General features: G+C 64.5%; 20 protein-coding genes and 1 pseudogene. 11 read left to right on the top strand and 10 right to left on the bottom strand.

The annotated features are described in order from the left end of the window. Positions 1 to 78 precede the first annotated feature (78 nt). Positions 79 to 732 carry a TetR/AcrR family transcriptional regulator gene (locus QX034_RS27180; RefSeq protein WP_315705426.1) on the top strand — a complete coding sequence of 218 codons (654 nt, stop codon included), beginning with the start codon at positions 79 to 81 and terminating at the stop codon, positions 730 to 732. 47 nt (positions 733 to 779) lie between these two features. On the opposite strand, the gene QX034_RS27175 is transcribed toward QX034_RS27180, so the two are convergent. From QX034_RS27175 to QX034_RS27160, 4 genes are all read right to left on the bottom strand, one after another. Continuing rightward, positions 780 to 1412, bottom strand: a complete 633-nt coding sequence (locus tag QX034_RS27175) for an ATP-dependent Clp protease proteolytic subunit (protein ID WP_315705425.1) — start codon at positions 1410 to 1412, stop codon at positions 780 to 782. A gap of 43 nt (positions 1413 to 1455) precedes the next feature. After that, a complete protein-coding gene (locus tag QX034_RS27170) occupies positions 1456 to 1815 on the bottom strand; it encodes a hypothetical protein (RefSeq protein WP_315705424.1) in 360 nt (119 codons plus the stop codon). After that, positions 1812 to 2126: a metalloregulator ArsR/SmtB family transcription factor gene (locus tag QX034_RS27165; RefSeq protein ID WP_315705423.1), complete on the bottom strand. Its 315-nt coding sequence runs from the start codon at positions 2124 to 2126 to the stop codon at positions 1812 to 1814. Before QX034_RS27165 ends, QX034_RS27170 begins: the two co-directional genes overlap by 4 nt. A 92-nt stretch (positions 2127 to 2218) precedes the next feature. Continuing rightward, positions 2219 to 3124 carry a LysR family transcriptional regulator gene (locus QX034_RS27160; protein WP_315705422.1) on the bottom strand — a complete coding sequence of 302 codons (906 nt, stop codon included), beginning with the start codon at positions 3122 to 3124 and terminating at the stop codon, positions 2219 to 2221. Positions 3125 to 3224: 100 nt separating this feature from the next. Here QX034_RS27160 and QX034_RS27155 point away from each other — a divergent pair, with 100 nt between their 5' ends. Together QX034_RS27155 and QX034_RS27150 are read left to right on the top strand one after the other, a co-directional pair. Further along, on the top strand, positions 3225 to 4388 hold the full coding sequence (locus tag QX034_RS27155) for an MFS transporter (RefSeq protein ID WP_315705421.1): 1164 nt from the start codon (positions 3225 to 3227) through the stop codon (positions 4386 to 4388). Between the two features lie 36 nt (positions 4389 to 4424). After that, positions 4425 to 5462 (top strand): aldo/keto reductase, encoded by a 1038-nt coding sequence (locus tag QX034_RS27150; RefSeq protein WP_315705420.1) that lies wholly within the window; start codon positions 4425 to 4427, stop codon positions 5460 to 5462. A 47-nt stretch (positions 5463 to 5509) separates the two neighbouring features. On the opposite strand, the gene QX034_RS27145 is transcribed toward QX034_RS27150, so the two are convergent. Continuing rightward, complete coding sequence (locus QX034_RS27145) at positions 5510 to 6430, bottom strand: LysR family transcriptional regulator (protein ID WP_315705419.1); 921 nt, start codon at positions 6428 to 6430, stop codon at positions 5510 to 5512. Positions 6431 to 6625: 195 nt separating this feature from the next. On the opposite strand from QX034_RS27145, the gene QX034_RS27140 reads away from it, so the two are divergent. After that, positions 6626 to 7777: an MFS transporter gene (locus QX034_RS27140; RefSeq protein WP_315705418.1), complete on the top strand. Its 1152-nt coding sequence runs from the start codon at positions 6626 to 6628 to the stop codon at positions 7775 to 7777. Then, entirely contained in the window at positions 7774 to 8694 is a 921-nt protein-coding gene (locus QX034_RS27135; protein ID WP_315705417.1) for a hypothetical protein, read from the top strand. The genes QX034_RS27140 and QX034_RS27135 overlap by 4 nt, the downstream gene beginning before the upstream one ends. A gap of 255 nt (positions 8695 to 8949) precedes the next feature. Here QX034_RS27135 and QX034_RS27130 read toward each other — a convergent pair whose 3' ends face one another. Then, on the bottom strand, positions 8950 to 9426 hold the full coding sequence (locus tag QX034_RS27130) for a GNAT family N-acetyltransferase (RefSeq protein ID WP_315705416.1): 477 nt from the start codon (positions 9424 to 9426) through the stop codon (positions 8950 to 8952). Between the two features lie 168 nt (positions 9427 to 9594). On the opposite strand from QX034_RS27130, the pseudogene QX034_RS27125 reads away from it, so the two are divergent. After that, a pseudogene (locus tag QX034_RS27125) lies at positions 9595 to 10172 on the top strand (AAA family ATPase). Between the two features lie 46 nt (positions 10173 to 10218). On the opposite strand, the gene QX034_RS27120 reads toward QX034_RS27125, so the two are convergent. Further along, the gene (locus QX034_RS27120; protein WP_315705415.1) at positions 10219 to 10686 is read right to left on the bottom strand and encodes a DUF4260 domain-containing protein; all 468 of its coding nucleotides are present in this window, start codon (positions 10684 to 10686) and stop codon (positions 10219 to 10221) included. A 102-nt stretch (positions 10687 to 10788) separates the two neighbouring features. Between QX034_RS27120 and QX034_RS27115 the strand changes: the two genes are divergently transcribed. Continuing rightward, positions 10789 to 11667 carry a LysR family transcriptional regulator gene (locus tag QX034_RS27115; protein ID WP_315705414.1) on the top strand — a complete coding sequence of 293 codons (879 nt, stop codon included), beginning with the start codon at positions 10789 to 10791 and terminating at the stop codon, positions 11665 to 11667. A gap of 22 nt (positions 11668 to 11689) precedes the next feature. Here the strand turns inward: QX034_RS27115 and QX034_RS27110 are convergent, their stop codons facing one another. Beyond that, a complete protein-coding gene (locus QX034_RS27110) occupies positions 11690 to 12382 on the bottom strand; it encodes an alpha/beta hydrolase family protein (RefSeq protein ID WP_315705413.1) in 693 nt (230 codons plus the stop codon). A 40-nt stretch (positions 12383 to 12422) separates the two neighbouring features. Between QX034_RS27110 and QX034_RS27105 the strand changes: the two genes are divergently transcribed. The 4 genes from QX034_RS27105 to recQ all read left to right on the top strand — a co-directional run bounded on the left by QX034_RS27105 (position 12423) and on the right by recQ (position 16835). After that, on the top strand, positions 12423 to 12566 hold the full coding sequence (locus QX034_RS27105) for a hypothetical protein (RefSeq protein WP_315705412.1): 144 nt from the start codon (positions 12423 to 12425) through the stop codon (positions 12564 to 12566). Positions 12567 to 12686: 120 nt separating this feature from the next. Beyond that, a complete protein-coding gene (locus QX034_RS27100; RefSeq protein WP_315705411.1) occupies positions 12687 to 13577 on the top strand; it encodes a serine hydrolase domain-containing protein in 891 nt (296 codons plus the stop codon). Positions 13578 to 13811: 234 nt separating this feature from the next. Continuing rightward, a complete protein-coding gene (locus QX034_RS27095) occupies positions 13812 to 15017 on the top strand; it encodes a M20/M25/M40 family metallo-hydrolase (protein ID WP_315705410.1) in 1206 nt (401 codons plus the stop codon). A 12-nt stretch (positions 15018 to 15029) separates the two neighbouring features. Beyond that, positions 15030 to 16835, top strand: coding sequence for a DNA helicase RecQ (gene recQ / locus QX034_RS27090; protein ID WP_315705409.1), 1806 nt, complete (start codon positions 15030 to 15032; stop codon positions 16833 to 16835). A 673-nt stretch (positions 16836 to 17508) separates the two neighbouring features. On the opposite strand, the gene QX034_RS27085 is transcribed toward recQ, so the two are convergent. Together QX034_RS27085 and QX034_RS27080 are read right to left on the bottom strand one after the other, a co-directional pair. Further along, positions 17509 to 17874 (bottom strand): hypothetical protein, encoded by a 366-nt coding sequence (locus tag QX034_RS27085; RefSeq protein WP_315705408.1) that lies wholly within the window; start codon positions 17872 to 17874, stop codon positions 17509 to 17511. A gap of 423 nt (positions 17875 to 18297) precedes the next feature. Continuing rightward, positions 18298 to 18405 (bottom strand): DUF1778 domain-containing protein, encoded by a 108-nt coding sequence (locus QX034_RS27080; RefSeq protein ID WP_315705407.1) that lies wholly within the window; start codon positions 18403 to 18405, stop codon positions 18298 to 18300. Positions 18406 to 18477 lie beyond the last annotated feature (72 nt).

The following is an 18477-nucleotide window of genomic DNA, read 5'->3' as shown; positions in this document are numbered from 1 at the left end:
ATCCCGGCTCGAATCTGGATTACGATCTCTCACCCCGTTCACGGCTCGGCATCCATTTCTATAGTCATAATTATGGAAATGGCTATCGTGCTTGCCCGAGAGGGTCAATTGATTTATATAAATGTCACTACAGAAAGGAATTTGATGGCACCGCGTGGCCGTCCCCGCAGCTTCGATCGCGATCTCGCCCTCGAAAGGGCGATGGAGGTGTTTTGGATCAAGGGCTACGATGGGGCACAACTCACGGACCTGACCGCCGCGATCGGCATAACGCCGCCAAGCTTCTATGCAGCCTTCGGCACCAAGGAGATGGCGTTTCGAGAAGCCGTTGATCTCTACGTCGCAACAGTGGGTTCGGTGCCCATGCGAGCGCTCGAAGACGCAGCCACCGTCCGCGGCGGTATTCGATCCATGCTGGCGGGCAGCATCGACGTCGCCCTATCCACCAAGCCAGGAGGATGTCTGCTGATCCTCGGTGTCGTCAATTGCCTGCCGGACAACCGGGCGGCGCGCAAGCATCTGTTGCGCGCTCGCCGCAAGACGGTCAAGTTGATCGCGACCCGCCTCGAACGGGGTCTGCACGAAGGAGAGCTGCCGATGGATACGGATGTCGCGCAGCTCGCAGCATTCTATCACGGCATTCTGCAGGCCATCTCCTTCCAGGCGCGGGATGGCGCGACGCGGGCGGAGCTACAAGCCTTGATCGAGCCGGCGCTCGCCGTTTTGAAATGACCTGAACCGGCGCTCTGCCTGCAAGACGAGGCATGATCGTGGTCCCGCTACGGCGTCCACGCAGAGCCGGATGCGCCCGGCTCGTCGGCCCGAAACTCCAGTATGCGATCGATGAGGCCCCACGCCAGGGCTTCTTCGGCCGTCATGAAGCAGTCGCGATCCATCGCACGCTCGAACTCTTCGTAGGAGCGCTTGCAGTGCTCCGAATAGAGCCGTGTCATGCGGCGCTTCGTCTTTTCGGTTTCTTCGGCATGGATGAGGATGTCCGACGCCTGTCCCTGGAAGCCGCCCGACGGCTGGTGGATCAGGATGCTGGCGTTGGGCAGGGCCGCGCGCTCGCCGGGCTCGCCGGCCATCAGGAGAAATGATCCCATCGAACGGGCCGTCCCCATGCAGAGCGTGTGCACGGGCGCGCGGATGTAACGCATGGTGTCATACATCGCGAAGCCGCTGGTCACGACGCCGCCCGGCGAATTGATATAGAGGTTGATCGGCCTCTTGGGATTTTCGGCTTCCAGGAACAACAACTGGGCGCAGACCAGAGCGGAGACGGTGTCATTCACCTCCCCATTCAGGAAGATGATCCGTTCGCGCAGCAGACGCGAATAGATGTCGAACGACCGCTCCCCTCTGCTGGACTGCTCGACGACCATGGGGACGAGTTGCATCGCTTCGCGCATCGGCGAACTCCGCTTTTTGGAATGTGTCGGGAAGCTCGCCGGTTCAGGCGGCGAGCATGAGCATCGGGCTGTTGTTGTTTGCTGCCGCCCTTGTCATCCGCTCGCGCCGGGCGTGATCGAGTTCATGGATGATGCGCAGGCACGTTCCGCCGTTCCCGTTCGGGGCGATCCGAAATGTCACCGTGCTTTCCAGAAACGGCGGCGCGTCGTCGCGCATCCGATAACTGACTTCCTCGCCTGGCGTCACCGAGGTCGCCTCGGGATCGGCGAGTGCCTCTCGGGGCAACCAGTTCTCACGAAATTCCGCGAGGCTGATCGCGCGCCACACCTTTTCCGTTGGCGCGTCGAGCTGATACTCGAGCTCAATGCCACTCGTCCGCTCGTCGGCCATTCCGTGGGTCATTGGTCCATATCCTTCAGCAAGACCTTGAGAGCTTCGATGCGTGCGGGCCAGTAGGCGCGATATTTCGCCAGCCATTGCGCGATGAGAGACAGTCCGTCGGGATCGACTTCATAGTTCACGAAACGCCCCTGGCGCTGTTCCCTGACGAGCCTGGCATTGCGAAGAACCGAGAGATGCTGAGACATGGCCGGCTGGCTGATCTCAATCCCTTCGCGCAACGCGCTGGCGTTCATGCTGCCGGCAGCCAGCTTCTCGAAGATCGCGCGGCGGGTCGGATCGGCCAGAGCGCGGAAGATGTCGTTCTCGATCATGCCAATACATAAGCATACACTTATGTCATTGGCAAGTGATGATCTGCAGGCCCGAAGAGCGTCGGCGATTGCGAGACCCGACAAGAGCCGATCTACGAGACCCTGCCCCGCTCCGCGAGGAAATCGAGCAGCGCCCGGACGCGCGAGGGCAGCGGCCCGCCCTGGCCGATATGGATGGCGTGGAAGATTTCGCGGTCGCCGGGGTTGAGATGCTCCAGCACGGGCACGAGCCGGCCGGCCGCGATGTCGTCGCGCACGGTGAAAGCGGCAAGACGGGCCAGCCCGCTGCCGCCGAGGACCAACCGATGCAAGGCTTCACCATCGCTGGCCTGCACGCGCCCCACAACGGGCACGACGATCGTTTCGCCGTTCTTCCGCAACGGCCAGCCGTCGACGCTGCGGACATAGCCGAAGCCAAGACGGTTGTGTGCGTCGAGATCCTCGATCGTCTTCGGCTCGCCGAAACGCCCGAGATAGGTGGGAGTGCCGACGATCATCATCGCGGTGTCGCCGAGCTTGCGGGCGACCAGGCGCGAGCTCTTCAGCGGACCGGCGCGGACCGCCACGTCCGTCCGCTCCGCCAGGAGGTCGACAACCAGATCGGTCTCGACGAGATCGAGCGTCACGTCCGGATAGCGCTCCAGGAATGCCGGCAGGATGGGCGCGAGGATGTAGGCGGCATAGGACGCGCTGGTGTTGAGACGGATGCGGCCGACCGGCTGCTCTCCCGCGCCCGCGCTCCGCTCGGCGTCCTCGATATCAGCCAAGATACGGCTCGCCCGCTCATAGAAGGCGCAGCCTTCCGGCGTGAGCTGGAAGGCACGCGTGGAGCGGTTGACGAGGCGCGCGCCGAGCCGCGTCTCCAGCCGCGCGACGAGCTTGCTCACCGCCGATGGCGTCATGCGGCAGGCACGCGCGGCGGCCGAGAAGCCGCCCTGTTCGACCACCCGGACGAACACCTCCATTTCACCGGAGCGATTGACTTCTGAGCGCGCCACTGGTCGTTCAATTCACAAATGATATGCCTTTCGGCATTCTATATCATGACGCGTCCAACATCTATGTCCTGCTTCGACATTCACCATCGCAGGACAGATCATGCCGTTGGCTCTTTATGCCCTCACGGCCGGAGCCTTCGGCATCGGCGTCACCGAATTCGTCATCATGGGACTGCTGTTGGAGGTCAGCGCCGATTTCGGCGTCACGATCGCCGCGGCCGGCCTGCTCATCTCCGGCTATGCGCTCGGTGTCGTCGTCGGCGCCCCGGTGCTGACCGTTGTCACGGCTCGCTGGCCGCGCAAGACCGTGCTGCTCGCCCTGATGGCGATCTTCGTTGTCGGCAACGCGGCTTGCGCCCTCGCGCCGAGCTACGGTGTCCTCATGGCGGCGCGCGTCCTGACTGCGTTCGCGCACGGCACCTTCTTCGGCGTCGGATCGGTCGTGGCGACCGGCCTCGTATCAGAAGATCGCAAGGCCTCCGCCATAGCCGTGATGTTCACCGGCCTGACCATCGCCACCATCCTCGGCGTGCCGCTCGGCACCTGGATCGGCCAGCATCTCGGTTGGCGCGCGACGTTCTGGGCCGTGGCGCTGGTCGGGCTGGAGGCCTTCGCGATCATCGCCCTGCTTGTGCCCAAGGATAAGCGGCCTGCGGATGCGGGCGACTGGCGCGCGGATCTCGCCGCCATTCTGCGCCTGCCCGTGCTCCTAGGGCTTGCGACAACCGTCCTCGGCTACGCCGGCGTCTTCGCGGTCTTCACCTATATCGCGCCGATGCTGACGCGGATCAGCGGATTCTCCGAGAACGCGGTGTCGCCGATCCTCCTGGTGTTCGGCGGCGGACTCGTCATCGGCAATCTCGTCGGCGGCCGGCTGGCGGACCGCAGCCTCGTTCCGACTGTCTTCGCGACTCTCGCGGCACTCGGCGCCGTGCTGGTGCTGATGGCGCCGGGCCTGCGTTCGCCCGCTGCCGCCGTTGCCCTCACCGGCCTGTTGGGCGCCGCGGCATTCGCAACGGTGGCGCCGTTGCAGATGTGGGTGTTGTCGAAGGCCAAAGGCGCGGGCCAGAGCCTCGCCTCCTCGTTCAACATCGCCGCCTTCAATCTCGGCAATGCCATGGGCGCCTGGGCGGGTGGTGTCGTCATCGACCAAGGCAATCTTTCCGCCGTGCCGCTATGGGCGTCGCTGTTTCCGCTCGTCGCAATCGTCATCGCCTGGGTCGCGGTGAGCGGCGAACGCTCCGCCAAGCGCGTGACCTGCTGAAGTCGCTCACATCCGCAATCGATGAAAGGAATCGCCATGGACTATCGCGCCCTCGGTCACTCCGGGCTCAAGGTCCCGGTTCTGAGCTTCGGCACGGGCACGTTTGCGGGCACCGGACCATTGTTCAGCAATTGGGGCACGAGCGATGCCGCAGAAGCGCGCCGCCTCGTCGATATCTGCCTCGAGGCCGGTGTCAACCTGTTCGACACGGCTGATGTCTATTCCAATGGCGCGTCCGAAGAAGTGCTCGGGGCGGCAATCAAAGGGCGACGCGACGCCGTGCTGATTTCCACCAAGACCGGCTTGCCCATGGGCGACGGGCCCAACGATGCCGGTACGTCGCGGCTCCGTCTGGTTCGTTCGGTCGACGATGCGCTGAAGCGGCTCGGCACGGATTATATCGACCTGCTGCAACTCCATGCCTTCGACGCCGCCACGCCGCTGGCGGAGGTGCTGGCGACGCTCGACGCGCTCGTTCGCGCGGGCAAGATCCGCTATGTCGGCGTCTCGAATTTCCCGGGCTGGCAAATCATGAAGTCGCTGGCCTTGGCCGACGCCCAAGGCTGGCCGCGTTATGTCGCCCATCAGGTCTATTACTCGCTGGTCGGCCGCGACTATGAATGGGACCTGATGCCACTCGGCACCGATCAGGGACTGGGTGCGCTGGTCTGGAGTCCGCTCGGCTGGGGTCGGCTTACGGGCAAGATCAGGCGCGGCACGCCACTGCCGCCGGAAAGCCGGCTGCACGAAACGGCTCGCTTCGGGCCGCCGGTCGATGACGAGCGCCTCTATCGCGTCATTGAAGTTCTCGATGAATTGGCCGGAGAGACCGGCAAGGCCGTGCCGCAGATTGCACTCAATTGGCTGATCCAGCGCCCGACGGTTTCATCGATCATCATCGGCGCACGCAACGAAGCCCAGCTCCGACAGAATCTGGGCGCCGTGGGCTGGAAGCTGTCGCCCGATCAAATCGCTCGGCTCGATGTGGCGAGCGCGGTCATGCCGCCGTATCCCTATTTCCCTTATCGGACGCAGGAGGGCTTCGCCCGCCTCAATCCGCCAATCGTCGGCTGACGGAGGCAGAAGCCATCATCTTTCGAACTGCAATACTGGCGAGACTCTCAGAGGCGATCCCAGGGCGGCTCTGGCAGGAAGCGCTCGACCAGTTCATCGACGACGACGCGGACTTTCGGGCTCATCTGGCGTGTGTGAGGCCAAAGCGCATGAATCGGAAAGCCGCGGGTCGCGGTCTCCGGAAGCACGTGGACCAGTCGACCCTCCCGGAGATGGTCGGCAATCAGCCAGGTCGAAAGCAGCGCAATGCCCTGGCCCGCCAGAGCGGCGTCGCAGATCGCATCGCTATGATTGAACGAGAGCCGTCCGGCGACCGTCTTCGCCAACGGCTCGCCCCTTCCGTTCAGGAACCACCACGGCAAGGTCTGCCCGCCTCGGCCGAAGACGATACAGGAATGCGCCTCGAGATCGTCGAGCGACGCCGGACCTCCGTGCGCCTCCAGATAAGCAGGGCTCGCGCAGAGCACGGATTGCTGGACGCCGAGCCGCCTTGCGACGAGCGTCGCGCTGTCTTCAAGATCGCCGATGCGGATCACCAGATCGATGCCCTCCTCAAAGGGATCGATCCTGCGATCGGTGAGCGAGACTTCGAGTGAAAGTTCAGGATAGCGCGCCCCGATGTCGATGAGAACGGGCACGACCCAGCGCCGACCGAACACGACCGGCAGATCGACACGCAGGCGCCCGCGCGGTCGCAGGCGATGGGCGGTCATGGCCGCCTGCGCGTCGTCCAGCTCGGCCAGCACGCGTACACAGGTCTCGTAGAAGGCCTGGCCTTCGACCGTCAGGGCGAAACGTCGCGTCGTCCGGTTGAACAACCGGACACCAAGCCGCTCCTCGAGCCGCGCCACGCTCTTGGCAATCCCGGATTTGGAAAGGCCGAGCCTTTCGGCCGCCAGCGTGAAGCCGCCGGCGTCGGCGGCCTGCACGAATGCCGTGATGCCCTTGAAATGCTCGGTCGAGATCATCGCAGCTCAATTGACGAAATCTGGTCAACTGAGATTGCCATATCGCCCAGTTTTTCTCCATCCGGATCGTCAATAGAGCTGTCCCGGACGCGACTGACCGCCCGGAGAGAGAGCGTTATTGCCATGCCAGAGCCGGCCCGAAGCGAAAGACGCAAGGAGCCAGGGCAAACAATCACGCCCGCTCTCATCTGGCTGATGGCCATCGGCGCCGGCGTCGGGGTTGCCAATGTCTACTTCATCCAGCCGATCGTCCCGGAGGTTCAGGCTGCGTTCGGCCTTGCGCCCGAACAGGCAAGTCTCATCCCGGCAATATCTCAGGCAGGCTATGCGGCGGGAATGGCGCTGTTGGCCCCGCTCGGCGATCTGGTCGATCGCAAGCGGCTCATCCTCGCCAAATCCGTCCTGCTCGTGCTGGCGCTGTTGACGACCGCTGCGGCTTCGCACCTTGCCGTTCTCATTGCCGCGAGCGTCGCGCTTGGCGTGCTCGGCAGCGTCGGCCAGGACTTCATCCCCGTGTCAGCACATCTTGCCAGTGCGGAGACACGCGGACGCACGATCGGCCTCGTGACCACTGGCCTGCTCTGCGGCATCCTGCTGTCGCGCACCGTCGGCGGTGCCATCGGCGATCTCCTCGGTTGGCAGGCGATCTACGAGATCGCAGCCGTCCTGGTCGCGCTGGTCGGCCTCGCCGTCTGGCGCGTCCTGCCGCACCAACCGGCGATGGTCAGCGGGACGTATGGCAGCCTGCTCGCCAGCCTGCTGACGCTGGTCGTCCGCCAGAGCGTCTTGCGCAAGGCGCTTGCGACCCAGGCGCTGCTGGCATCCACGCTCGGCGCGTTCTGGTCGACGCTTGCGCTGATGCTGGCCGAGCCGCCCTTTAGCCTCGGCGCGAGCGTGGCCGGCGCCTTTGGACTGGCCGGCGCGGCCGGGGCTTTCGGCGCGCCGCTGTTCGGTGGCCTCGCCGATCGTCGGGGCCCGATGGCCGCGATCCGCGCCGGATGCCTGCTGGTCGCCACGGCTTTTGCACTGATGCTCATCGAGCCACGGTCGATGGCCGCGTTGATCGCCGGCGCCGTGCTGTTCGATCTCGGTGTCATGGCGGGGCTGGTCTCGCATCAGACCATCGTCACCTCGATCGATCCCGCCGCGCGCAGCCGGCTGAACGGACTCCTGATGACCGCCGCCATGATCGGCATGTCCCTCGGCGCGGCCGCCGGCGGATGGGCCTGGAGCATCGCCGGCTGGAGCGGTGTCTGCCTCACCGGCGCGGCCGCCGGCCTCCTGGCGCTGCTGCGCTCGCTGCTTCCGCCCGCCATTCCCCTTCTCTCCAAGGAGACCGCCCCATGACCGCCGCGCCATTGACGGTGTTGTTCTCGTTCCTCTCGCGCGCCGATTCCACGCCGCCCGATCAGCGCAGCCGCGCGGACGGCCATGCCGTCGACGCCGACGCCTTCGAGCCTGATCCGAACCTCAATTTCGAGAGCTGGGGCGAGTATTGGCGCAAGGTGCATGGCGTGCGCTTCCTGCACCCCGACGACGCCGCGGACCAAAAGACCATCGAGCGACTGCTCCGGTACGACCAGATCCACCGTCTGGCGCCGGGACCGACCAGCTTGAGCCCGCCGCCATACCGGCCGCCGCTCGATGACAATGGCCAACTCTTCGATACCATCATCGGCCATGTCGAACCCTATCGCCGCCCGCCATGGGACGGCGTCGCCTATCTCACCTTCGCGAACCTCGATGATCTCGGCGCAATGCTCGGCTCGGAGCGCGTCCGGCGCAAAATTCTCCCGGAGGATCGAGCGATCTTCCGCGACCTCGCCCCCCTCCTTGCACGCCAGCACGTGATCCTTCCCAACGCGACCGGCGATGACGCCATCGTTTTGGTGAAGACGCATCGCCGCCGCGATGAGCTCGACCGCGAAACATTCCAGCGCCGCTGGCTCGATGAACTTGCGCCGGCGGTGATCGCGCAATCCGACACCCGTCGTCTGGTCAAGCGCTACGTCCAGCTCCACGCCATCGGCCCTGAGACGGCGGGCCTGCCCTTCTTCCATCCGGCCACCAGCCGCATCGACGGCGTGACGGTGCTGGCCTTCGCCTCGCTGAAGGATGTGGAGAGCTTCCTTCTGTTCGGCGGCCACGCCGCGATCGTCGCGGCCGAACGCTCCATCTCCGACGTCGCAGCCGGTGAATACTGGACCGGCGCGGTCTTCACCGTGGTCGATCAACTCGCGGCCGAACAAGCGACCGGCAGGTGACGACGCGCACGCGGCGCCGCAGGGGATCATCTTTTTGAAGCGAACAGTGAAAGGCAACGAACCGATCGATCAAGCAAGTGAAAGACACGAACGCCGTCACGCAGGATGCTGCACGGCAGGCTCAGAAACGCGTCCGTTCGGCGGACGCATACCGATATCATCCAAATCTCGGCTGTGGCTGATCGGGTTTGACGCGTGCCTCAAATGCTGCGGAGTGCCAGTCGGCGCCTATACTCTCTGAATGAATCGGACAACTTACAAGGCTGACGACGAGACGGTTGGGCCGAATTCCTTCTCCATCAGGATGGCCCGCGAGGTATTGGCTTCGCCGCTGAAAGGCTTGACCTCTCCGGTTGGATGGAAGCCCATCTTCGTCCAGAAGCCGATGACCGGGTTGGTTTCGACCACCGCGAGCCGCATGTTTCGGGCCCCGAGATTATCGCGGGCGAACCGCTCCGCCTCTCGATACAGGGCTCGGCCGATCCCTGAGCCCTGCGCGCTTTCTCGGACAGCAAGGAGGCCGATGAACACCGTTCCAGATGACGGGTAGCCATCGATCATATCCAGAAGCCCGAGCGCCGCGCCTCCACGCTTTGCCACGAATGCATGCTTGTCCTTGAGCGCATGCCCCGGCGGAACCGCCGTCATGAATGTGTCGGCCGCATCATTGCGTCTCGAAACGCCATCGACACGTTGAGAATAAGCAGTAAGCTCATCGAAAATGGCGTTCACCTCGTGTAGATTTCCCGAAGTGACGGGAACAAGCGATACGATGCCGTCGGCTCGCGCAGAAGCTTCCATTGCCCACCCAAGAATTCATGCTCCATCGCCTATGACGGCAGGCTTGCTCTGTCCATGCTTGAAATGGGGCCGTTTCGCTTTTCGCCAGTCGTCGCCGCGATGAAGCGCAACAAGGAGATCTATTTGAACAATCGCCTCGTATTGATCTCCGGCTGTTCGGGTGGTGGAAAATCGACGCTGTTGGCTGAACTGAGCGCGCGCGGTCATGCCGTGGTCGAGGAGCCCGGCCGTCGCATCATAGCCGAGGAAATGGCGAGCGAGGGAAAGAGTCTCCCTTGGGTGGATCTGGCCGCGTTTCTGCGACGCGCGATCGACATAGCGTTGGCCGACAGGATCGCGATGAGCTCTCATGACGGATGGGTGTTTTTCGATCGCGGTCTTGTGGATGCAGCTCTGCGCTGGAGGCGCTGAACGGCGAGCCGACCCTGCGTCCCCTTTGCATGCAGCATCGTTATCACCATCGCGTGTTCATGGCTCCGCCCTGGCCGGAAATCTATACGACCGACGCCGACCGTAAGCACGGCCTCGATGCAGCGAGAGCGGAGTATCATCGCCTGATGGAGGTCGTTCCGGCTTTGGGATACGACGTGATCGAGCTGCCGAAGATGTCGACGTCAGAGCGCGCTGACTTCGTGCTGGCGTCACTCAGCGGTGATCTCATCAATCCGGATCGATAACGAGCGGGTGGCATCCAAAGTGGACAAGCCAAGCCCCTGGGCGCGCTCAGCCGGGCCGACCGAGTCGACCGAGATGGGTGTCGGAAAAGCTGCTCGGATATTTCAGCCCGAAGCCGAGCGCCCGGTCGACGCCGATATGGGCGCACCAGATCAGCGCGACCTCCAGCCACAGTGTGTGATCCGTCATCCGCCCCAGGGCGGAGGCCAAGGCAGTCACCACGGCGGCAAGCAAGGCAGGCGCGACATAGGTGTGGACGAGATTATAGCAGCGTGCGCCCATCGATGATCCCGCGAGATAGCCGAGCATGGCGAGATCGGGCAGCAGGAACAGAACGGCAAACAGTCCCCATCCTCCGCCGAGCGCGCGAAAAGCCAGCACGGCCGAAATCGCCAGCGCGAGATTCTCAAGACGCAGCAGCACCAGGACGCTCCCGGTCGGCGTCCGCACCGCGACGTCGGGGTGAGCGGAGCCGACCATATCGGGGGACGGGTTGGTCAGAGTCTGTCGGGACATTGGAGCGCCTTTGGTGGTGATGGCCGCACCATCCCCCGTCCCCCTCTTGAACGAAATTGATTGATTTGGTTCATTAGCTGTACGAAATTTTATCAGGCTGACATGGACTGGGGCCTTTACCGTACCTTCCTGGAGATTGCCCGGAGCGGCAGCCTGTCGGCGGCGGCGCGGACGCTCGGCATCACGCATCCGACGGCGCGCCGCCATCTGGAAGAACTCGAGCAACAACTCGGCAGCCGGCTGTTCACGCGCTCGACCCGCGGTCTGATCCTGACCGGGCTTGCCGAACGGATGGTGCCGGAAGTCAGCCGGATCGAAGCCTCGATCGGCGCCATTGCGCGCCTCGCGAGCGAGCGCGCGGGCAGCGCGGACGGCACGGTGCGCATATCCGCGAGCGAGGTCATGGGCACCGAGGTACTGCCGTCGATGCTGGCGCGCATCCGCGCCCTTCACCCGGGTCTGACGTTCGAACTGATCCTGTCGGACAGCGAGACGGATATCCTTCGGCGGGACGCCGACCTCGCCGTGCGCATGGTGCGGCCCCGGCAGGGCAGCCTCGTCGCCCGGCGTGTCGGCACGATCAAGGTGGGCCTCTATGCCCATCGAAACTGGCTCGCCGAGCACGGCGCGCCCTCCTCATTCGAGCAACTGCTCGCTGCGCCGAACTTCATCGGTCAGGACCGTCGCCGCACCTTGGCGGATGCGCTGAAGATCGACCAGACGCGCCTGCACCAGAGCCTCGTTCTGGCGACCGACAGCGATGTGGCGCAGATCGCAGCCCTGCGCGCTGGCTTGGGCGTCGGCGTCATGCAGGTGCCGCTCGCCGCGCGAGAGCCCACGCTCGTCCGCGTGCTTCCCAAGCTCGACCACAGAATGGAGGTCTGGCTGGTCACGCACCCCGACCTCAGATCCTCGACCCGCGTGCAGAGCGCCATAGCGGCGCTGCACGCCGAGCTAAAGGGCTATATCCGGTCGGCATGAGCGTCATGCACGACCTGGCCAATTAGGACATCAGTGCGTCAGCCAGCAATTGCGCGTGCGTGATCATCGCATCATGGCTCGCGTCAAGCTCGAGATAGCGCCAGCCGTCCCTTTCCCGTACCCGAGATACAGATTTTTCAAGAAGATCGCCGTTCGCCTGAGTGCAGCGGATATAGGTCTTGCGGGCTATGGGAAGCGTTCCGCGCATCATGGCGGGCTCGAAATAGCTGCCGACCGGTTGCGGCGTCAGGAGGCTATCGACCCACGGCTGATCCTCTTTCCTGATCCCGAAGACGGCTGCCGGCAAGGGTGGAATATGCCAGCCAGGATCTGCCATGGCGGAAGCGCGATAGGACTCGATCAGATGCGGTGCATGGTCGAGCAGGATTTCTCCATCGTCCGGCAAGAAGGCATCGAGCAGCACAAGATGGAAGACGAGGTCGCTCAGGCGATACGCGGCAGCTGTCGCCGGAAAGCCACCGTAGGAATGGCCGACCAGCGTGACGTTCGTGCGTCCGAGATTGAGAACATGGTCGACGATCTCGGCGACATGCGTTTCGAGGGTGATGTCGCGTGAGAGTAGCGGCGCCCGCTCGGCGAGCCCAGCCAGCGTCGGCGCCGAGACCACATGCCCCGCCCGCTCGAGCAGAGGCACGACGCGCTGCCAGCACCATCCGCCGTGCCAGGCACCGTGAACCAGAACGAAGGTCCTCATTCTCCGCTCTCCTGTGCCTTAGCACCTGTTCAGCTCGGTCTTGGCGAATGCGTCGGTTGGTGCCGAACAGGCTGGCCTTTACGCCGCCGCCTTTGTCCGCGCCATGCTCGACAACCTCGCGACGGCCGTTCTCACCGCAATCCTGCTGATGCGCATGACCAAACCTCGTGCGGATAATCGTTGAGGGCTCCGCCCGACGGCCGCCGCGTTCTGGCCGATCGCATATTGGAAGTCTTCTCCAAATTCCGGGCGGAAGCGTCACGTCGACCGCCGGGCATCGATACTGTATGGATTTCCGACAGGCATGGCGCTTGGTACGCTCTCGGCGGGACAATCGACAAGGAAGCAGAAACAATGGATTCTGCGCCACCTCCTCACGCACACCGCTGGCCTTGGCTACGGTTTCCTGGAGCCAGAGAACGGCCCGCTGCATCGGGCTGGCGTCTCGGATGGCATGGATCGGGCCGGCATGACACTTGCGGAAAATCTGCGCCGGCTCACCGATGTGCCGCTCCTGTTTCGTCCGGGAACGCGCCGCTCCTATTCGCTCGGCCTCGACGTCACGGGCGCGCTGATCGAAGCCGCGACGGCATTGGCTCTTCCGCAAGCCGTGCGCCGGCTCGTGACCGACCCGCTCGCGCTCAAGGACACCGGCTTTTCGGTTGCCGATACCGCCCGGCTCGCCACAGCTTATGCCGACGATTGCCCGCGCCCGCGTCGCATGCGCGAACCGGACTTGGTGCCGTTCCTTCCTGGTCTTCCCGGCATCCGAATGGACCCGTCGCGCGCCTTCGACGCAACGGCTTTTCCGTCCGGCGGCGCCGGCAAGGTCGGGAGTGCGCGGGATACGATGGACCTCCTTGAAACCCTGCGCCAGGGCAGCGGAGCGCTGATGCCAGCCGAATGTGCGGCGGAAATGGCGCACGACCACATCACGGAGCTCGAAATCGAAGGCTCGCCGGGCTGGGGCTACGGCCTCGGATTCTCGGTGCTGCGCGAGCCGCGAGCGGCGGGCGTGGCCGAGACGCCCGGCACATGGCGTTGGGGCGGCGCCTATGGCCACAGCTGGTTCGTCGATCCCGCCAAACGCCTGACACTTGTCGCCTTCACCAACACCGCGCTCGAGGGTATGTCGAACGGTGGCCGCTTCTCCGCCGATCTCAGCCGCGCAATCTACGCGGCGGACTGTCGTTAGCGCGGCGTTGGTGACGATCTCGAAGCGCCCCGCTTGCTGACCGAGACGCCGAGACATGTGAACCATCCTGCGACGGAGTGGCGCCACAGGCGATTTGGACGCGATGGATATGGGCAATTGCCCTCCGTTCCGGTCCGAGTCAGCATCCGCCCCAGGGACAAAGGCGGGCCCCCTTGCGAAACGGAGCGCGGCGGCCGATGCTTCGCTCGCATCGCGATTCACAAGGAATTCCTCATGTCCGTCGACACCCAGGCCGCCACCGACCGTCTCATGCGTTTCCTCAGTGTCGAGGGTGTGAGCGGAAAGGAGGCGGCGATCGGGCGCGAACTCGCCGCGGCGCTGAAGGAGAGCGGCGTGCCAGCCAAGGCGATCCGGTTCGACGACGCCAACAGCCGCATTCCCCTGCCGACCGAGACCGGCAACCTCATCGTCGACCTGCCGGGACGCGGCACCATGCACAACCAGCCGCGCATCATGTTCATGACCCACATGGACACGGTGCCGCTGTGCGCCGGCGCCAAACCGAAGATCGCCGGCCGCAAGATCGTCAACGAGGCTAAGACCGCGCTCGGCGGCGACAACCGTTGCGGCTGCGGCATCCTCGTGACGCTGGCGGCTGAGCTTGCCAAGCAGAAGCTCGATCATCCGCCGATCACGCTGTTGTTCTGCGTGCGCGAGGAGACCGGGCTGTGGGGCGCGCGCCACGTCAAGACCGACGACCTCGGCGCTCCGGTGATGGCCTTCAACTTCGACGGCAGCTCCGCCTCCGGCGTCACCATCGGCGCCGTCGGCGCGGACCGCTGGCAGGTCGAGATCTTCGGCCGCGCCTCGCATGCCGGCGTCGCGCCGGAGCGCGGCATCAGCGCGACCATGATCCTGGCGCTCGCGCTGGCCGAGGTGAAGGCTGGCGGCTGGTTCGGCAAGGTGGTGAAGGGCAAGGGGCAAAGCGCGAAGGCCGGCACCAGCAATGTCGGCCCCGTCACCGGCGGCGAAGGCCGCCCTGCAGGCGACGCCACCAACGTCGTCACCGACTACATCCATGTGCGCGGCGAGAGCCGCAGCCACGATGCGAAGTTCTGCAAGGAGATCACCAAGGCCTACAAGACCGCGTTCGAGAACGCCGCCAAGCGCGTCACCAACAGCGACGGCAAGTCGGGCCGTGTCAAGTTCAAAGCCGAGACCGACTACTATCCGTTCCGCATGAAGGAGAGCCTGCCCGTCGTCAAGCGCGCCGTCGCGGCGGTGTCCGACGTCGGCGGCACCCCGGCCATCCGCGCCGGCAATGGCGGGCTGGATGCGAACTGGATGGTCCGCCACGGCGTTCCCACCGTGACCTTCGGCACCGGGCAGAACGAGCCGCACACAACGGACGAATGGATCGATCGCAACGAATACGAGCGGGCCTGCGCGCTGGCGCTGCGGCTTGCGACGATGCGATGAGCTCAGCTGTTCATGGCGGCCGATCCCCTCTCCATCCTCAAGACCGTCTTCGGCTATGACAGCTTCCGCGGGCGGCAGCGGGACATCATCGACCATGTGACAGCGGGCCGTCACGCCTTCGTCCTGATGCCGACCGGCGGCGGCAAGTCGCTGTGCTACCAGATCCCGGCGCTGGCGCGTCCGGGCATCGGGCTCGTCATCTCTCCTCTCATCGCGCTGATGGAAGACCAGGTGACGGCGCTCCGGCAGGCCGGCGTGAAGGCGGCGGCGCTCAATTCCCGGCTCTGGGGCGCGGAGAAGGATCTGCTCTGGCAGGACATCGAGCGGGGCGAACTGGACCTGCTCTACATGGCCCCGGAAACGCTGCTGAAGCCGGAGAACCTGAACCGGCTGACATCCGCGCAGCTGTCTCTGATCGCCATCGACGAGGCCCATTGCGTCTCGCAATGGGGCCATGATTTCCGGCCCGAATACCGCGCGCTGAGCTGTCTCGCTGAGCGCTTCCCCGCTGTGCCGCGCATCGCGCTCACCGCGACGGCGGACGCGCCGACCCGGGCGGAGATCGTCGAGCACCTGAACATCGGCGTCGAGAACAGCTTCGTCTCCGGCTTCGACCGGCCGAACATCCGTTATGGCGCGGCCGAGAAGACCAGCACGATGCAGCAGACGCTGCGCTTCCTGGAGTCCCGCAAAGGCGAGAGCGGCATCGTCTATTGCCTGTCCAAGCGCAAGACGGAGGACGTCGCCGCCGCCCTGACCGACCATGGCTTCACCGCGCTGCCCTATCACGCCGGCATGGAGATGAAGGCGCGGGAAGCCAACCAGCGCCGCTTCCAGCTCGAGCAGGGGCTGATCATGGTCGCCACCATCGCCTTCGGCATGGGCATCGACAAGCCCGACGTCCGCTTCGTGCTGCATGTCGACCTGCCTTCCAGCATCGAAGCCTACTATCAGGAGACCGGCCGCGCCGGCCGCGACGGCCTGCCCTCCGAGACCCTGATGCTCTACGGCGCCGACGACATCGCGCTGCGCCGCCGCTTCATCGACGAGTCGGAGGCATCAGATGCCCGCAAGCGCACCGAGCGCCGCAAGCTCGATGCGCTGCTCGGCTTCGCCGAATCCTGCCAATGCCGCCGGCAGGTTCTGCTGCGCTATTTCGGTGACGACTGCGAGCCCTGCGGCAATTGCGATGTCTGTCTCGATCCGCCCGCGACCTTCGACGGCACCATCGCCGCGCAGAAGCTGCTGTCCTGCGTCCACCGCACCGGCGAGCGCTTCGGACAGGCCCATGTCGTCGCGGTCCTGCTCGGCGAGACCGACGAGCGCATCGAGCGGCTGGGCCATGACAAGCTCTCCACCTTCGGGATCGGCAAGGAGCACGACCGCAACGCCTGGCGCTCCATCGTCCGTCAGCTCGTCGCACATGGGCTCATCACGGTGGACGTCTCAGGCCATGGCGGCCTGTCGATCTCGCCCGAAGGCCGTCAGTTCCTGCGGGACAAGCCGCCCCTGAGCTTGCGTGTCCTCAAGAAAGCCAAGCGCGACCGGGCATCGCGAGATCGCCAGACGGCACAAACGTTTCCTGCCGCCGACCGCGACCTGTTCGAGAAGCTGCGCGTCAAACGGATGGAGTTGGCCAAGGCGCAGAACGTGCCGCCCTATGTCATCTTCCATGACAAGACACTGGCCGAGATGGCCGCGCGGCGGCCGCGATCGGTCGCCGAGTTTGCCGCGATCCCCGGCGCCGGCGCCGTCAAGCTCGCGCGTTATGGCGAGGCCTTTTTGACGGTCATCAATGACCATGCTGCGAGCGCCTGAGACGGCCTGCGCTTGGTCGACTGATCCAACTTGTCAGACAGCCAATTGACCGAATAGCCAAGGCGCGACGTCGCGATCTCGCGGCGGCTTGCGCCCGAGCTTTGCTCGATGGTCCCCTCTTCTCCTTGAAGAAGAGGCGCAGGGAAGACCGGGTATCGGCTGATACCCGCGGTCCGCGTGCAGCAAAAAAGCACGCGGCAGAACCACAGGTCAGCCCAACAACCGGCCTTCCCTGCGCAATGGTTTGAACAGATTATACGCGATCTCCTCGGGGACCGGCTTGTTTGCCCCCGTCGCCGGCGCGATGCGAAGCATCGTCGCCGACTTGGTCTCAGCACCGGGAGACCAGGACCACGCGATTTCACTGTCGCATCGATCCGTTCGTCCGCATGAAAAGATCATGCTGCAAACCGACGCGCCCACCGCATCCCAGGCTCGACGTTCGTGACGATCGCGAAACGTCCCTCTTCTCGAGCCGAGACGCGGGAGAATGTGAACTTGATTTGCCCGACGACACAAGCCGAGCGACATGCGACAAACTGGCACGACGGGCAATTCACGCATGACGCATGTGCGGAGATCTGCCGTCAGGGCAAGAGCGCGGACGATACCGCTCAAGCGCAACGACATGCCGCGCGAGCCAAGCACGTGTGCCCAGGTCGCTCGGCTCTCGCTAGTTCTTGAAGACATCTCCTGTGACGACGACCAGATCACAGCGGAACTCGTCAGAGGTTTTGCCGCCGGCATCTTCAACCCGGCGATAGCAGGCGTTATTGCCGAAGGGTCTGTTCTCAAATTTTCCGTTCTTGTCCTGCACGACCTCGGATTGGATCTTCCCGCCGAGCATATTGAACAGGACGCGTGCCTTATCGCCTTTGCAGGCTAGAATGATGGCGTCACCGCCGTCTTCCAGGCCCCCCGCGCTCACGGATTCTTTCAGGCAGTCGTTGACGCCTGCGAAAATCAACTCCTTCCGTCCGACTTCGGCGGCGGACGCACTCGGCAGAGCGAGACAGATGAACAATATGAACTTCTTCATGACGACGGCTCTCCAGGCCGGGTTGAACGATCGATCGCCTCATCCAAACCATTTGGGACGATGAGGAATGCCTGCTTTGACTATCAGCCGAAAAACTCGGCGCAAGTCAGGCAGACAACGCAAGAGCCCTTCCAAATCTCGGCGCCGGACGAACGCGCGTGCCGGTGCCGGCCTTGCCTCTCTCCCCATTGTCACGGCCATGGAGTCCCGATTCATCCGCGCGCCGTCCGGCTGGATCACGCCGCCGAGCGCGCTACGTCGCTGCGACCCCATTTTTGGTCGTGATGCGCCCCGAGCGCTTCGATCCGAAATGGCGCGGCGTAATCGGCCTCACGTCAGGCGCCTGTTCACTCACGATAGCCTCGCGTTCAGCCACGCATCGCTTCGCTGTCGCGCATCGAGAGCCTGAGCTGGTTATGCTCCTCATTGTCGCCCCCCCGCGTCCTGTACGCTGGCCAGCACGAAATCCGTTGCGCTTCGCCCCTGCAAGGCAGCTGAACGCTTGATCAGGCTCTGGTGCGCGGCACTCACCCGCGCGTCCAGGCGCTCCGCCCGAACAGGCCCCTCTGTTGGCGCGAGATGCGGTTGATTGGACCGTGACAC

Source organism: Bradyrhizobium sp. SZCCHNR3119 (assembly GCF_032487775.1).
GTDB lineage: Bacteria > Pseudomonadota > Alphaproteobacteria > Rhizobiales > Xanthobacteraceae > Bradyrhizobium.
This window is presented reverse-complemented; position numbering and strand designations above follow the sequence as displayed.

Excerpts from the sequence above, each read along its gene's own strand:
- QX034_RS27120 (WP_315705415.1), bottom strand. The coding sequence starts at position 10,686 with ATGTCCCGACAGACTCTGACCAACCCGTCCCCCGATATGGTCGGCTCC.
- QX034_RS27140 (WP_315705418.1), top strand. The coding sequence starts at position 6,626 with ATGGCCATCGGCGCCGGCGTCGGGGTTGCCAATGTCTACTTCATCCAG.
- QX034_RS27180 (WP_315705426.1), top strand. The coding sequence starts at position 79 with ATGGCTATCGTGCTTGCCCGAGAGGGTCAATTGATTTATATAAATGTC.
- QX034_RS27095 (WP_315705410.1), top strand. The coding sequence starts at position 13,812 with ATGTCCGTCGACACCCAGGCCGCCACCGACCGTCTCATGCGTTTCCTC.
- QX034_RS27100 (WP_315705411.1), top strand. The coding sequence starts at position 12,687 with ATGGCGCTTGGTACGCTCTCGGCGGGACAATCGACAAGGAAGCAGAAA.
- QX034_RS27175 (WP_315705425.1), bottom strand. The coding sequence starts at position 1,412 with ATGCGCGAAGCGATGCAACTCGTCCCCATGGTCGTCGAGCAGTCCAGC.
- QX034_RS27110 (WP_315705413.1), bottom strand. The coding sequence starts at position 12,382 with ATGAGGACCTTCGTTCTGGTTCACGGTGCCTGGCACGGCGGATGGTGC.
- QX034_RS27145 (WP_315705419.1), bottom strand. The coding sequence starts at position 6,430 with ATGATCTCGACCGAGCATTTCAAGGGCATCACGGCATTCGTGCAGGCC.
- QX034_RS27150 (WP_315705420.1), top strand. The coding sequence starts at position 4,425 with ATGGACTATCGCGCCCTCGGTCACTCCGGGCTCAAGGTCCCGGTTCTG.
- QX034_RS27085 (WP_315705408.1), bottom strand. The coding sequence starts at position 17,874 with ATGAAGAAGTTCATATTGTTCATCTGTCTCGCTCTGCCGAGTGCGTCC.
- recQ (WP_315705409.1), top strand. The coding sequence starts at position 15,030 with ATGGCGGCCGATCCCCTCTCCATCCTCAAGACCGTCTTCGGCTATGAC.
- QX034_RS27135 (WP_315705417.1), top strand. The coding sequence starts at position 7,774 with ATGACCGCCGCGCCATTGACGGTGTTGTTCTCGTTCCTCTCGCGCGCC.
- QX034_RS27170 (WP_315705424.1), bottom strand. The coding sequence starts at position 1,815 with ATGACCCACGGAATGGCCGACGAGCGGACGAGTGGCATTGAGCTCGAG.
- QX034_RS27165 (WP_315705423.1), bottom strand. The coding sequence starts at position 2,126 with ATGATCGAGAACGACATCTTCCGCGCTCTGGCCGATCCGACCCGCCGC.
- QX034_RS27155 (WP_315705421.1), top strand. The coding sequence starts at position 3,225 with ATGCCGTTGGCTCTTTATGCCCTCACGGCCGGAGCCTTCGGCATCGGC.
- QX034_RS27115 (WP_315705414.1), top strand. The coding sequence starts at position 10,789 with ATGGACTGGGGCCTTTACCGTACCTTCCTGGAGATTGCCCGGAGCGGC.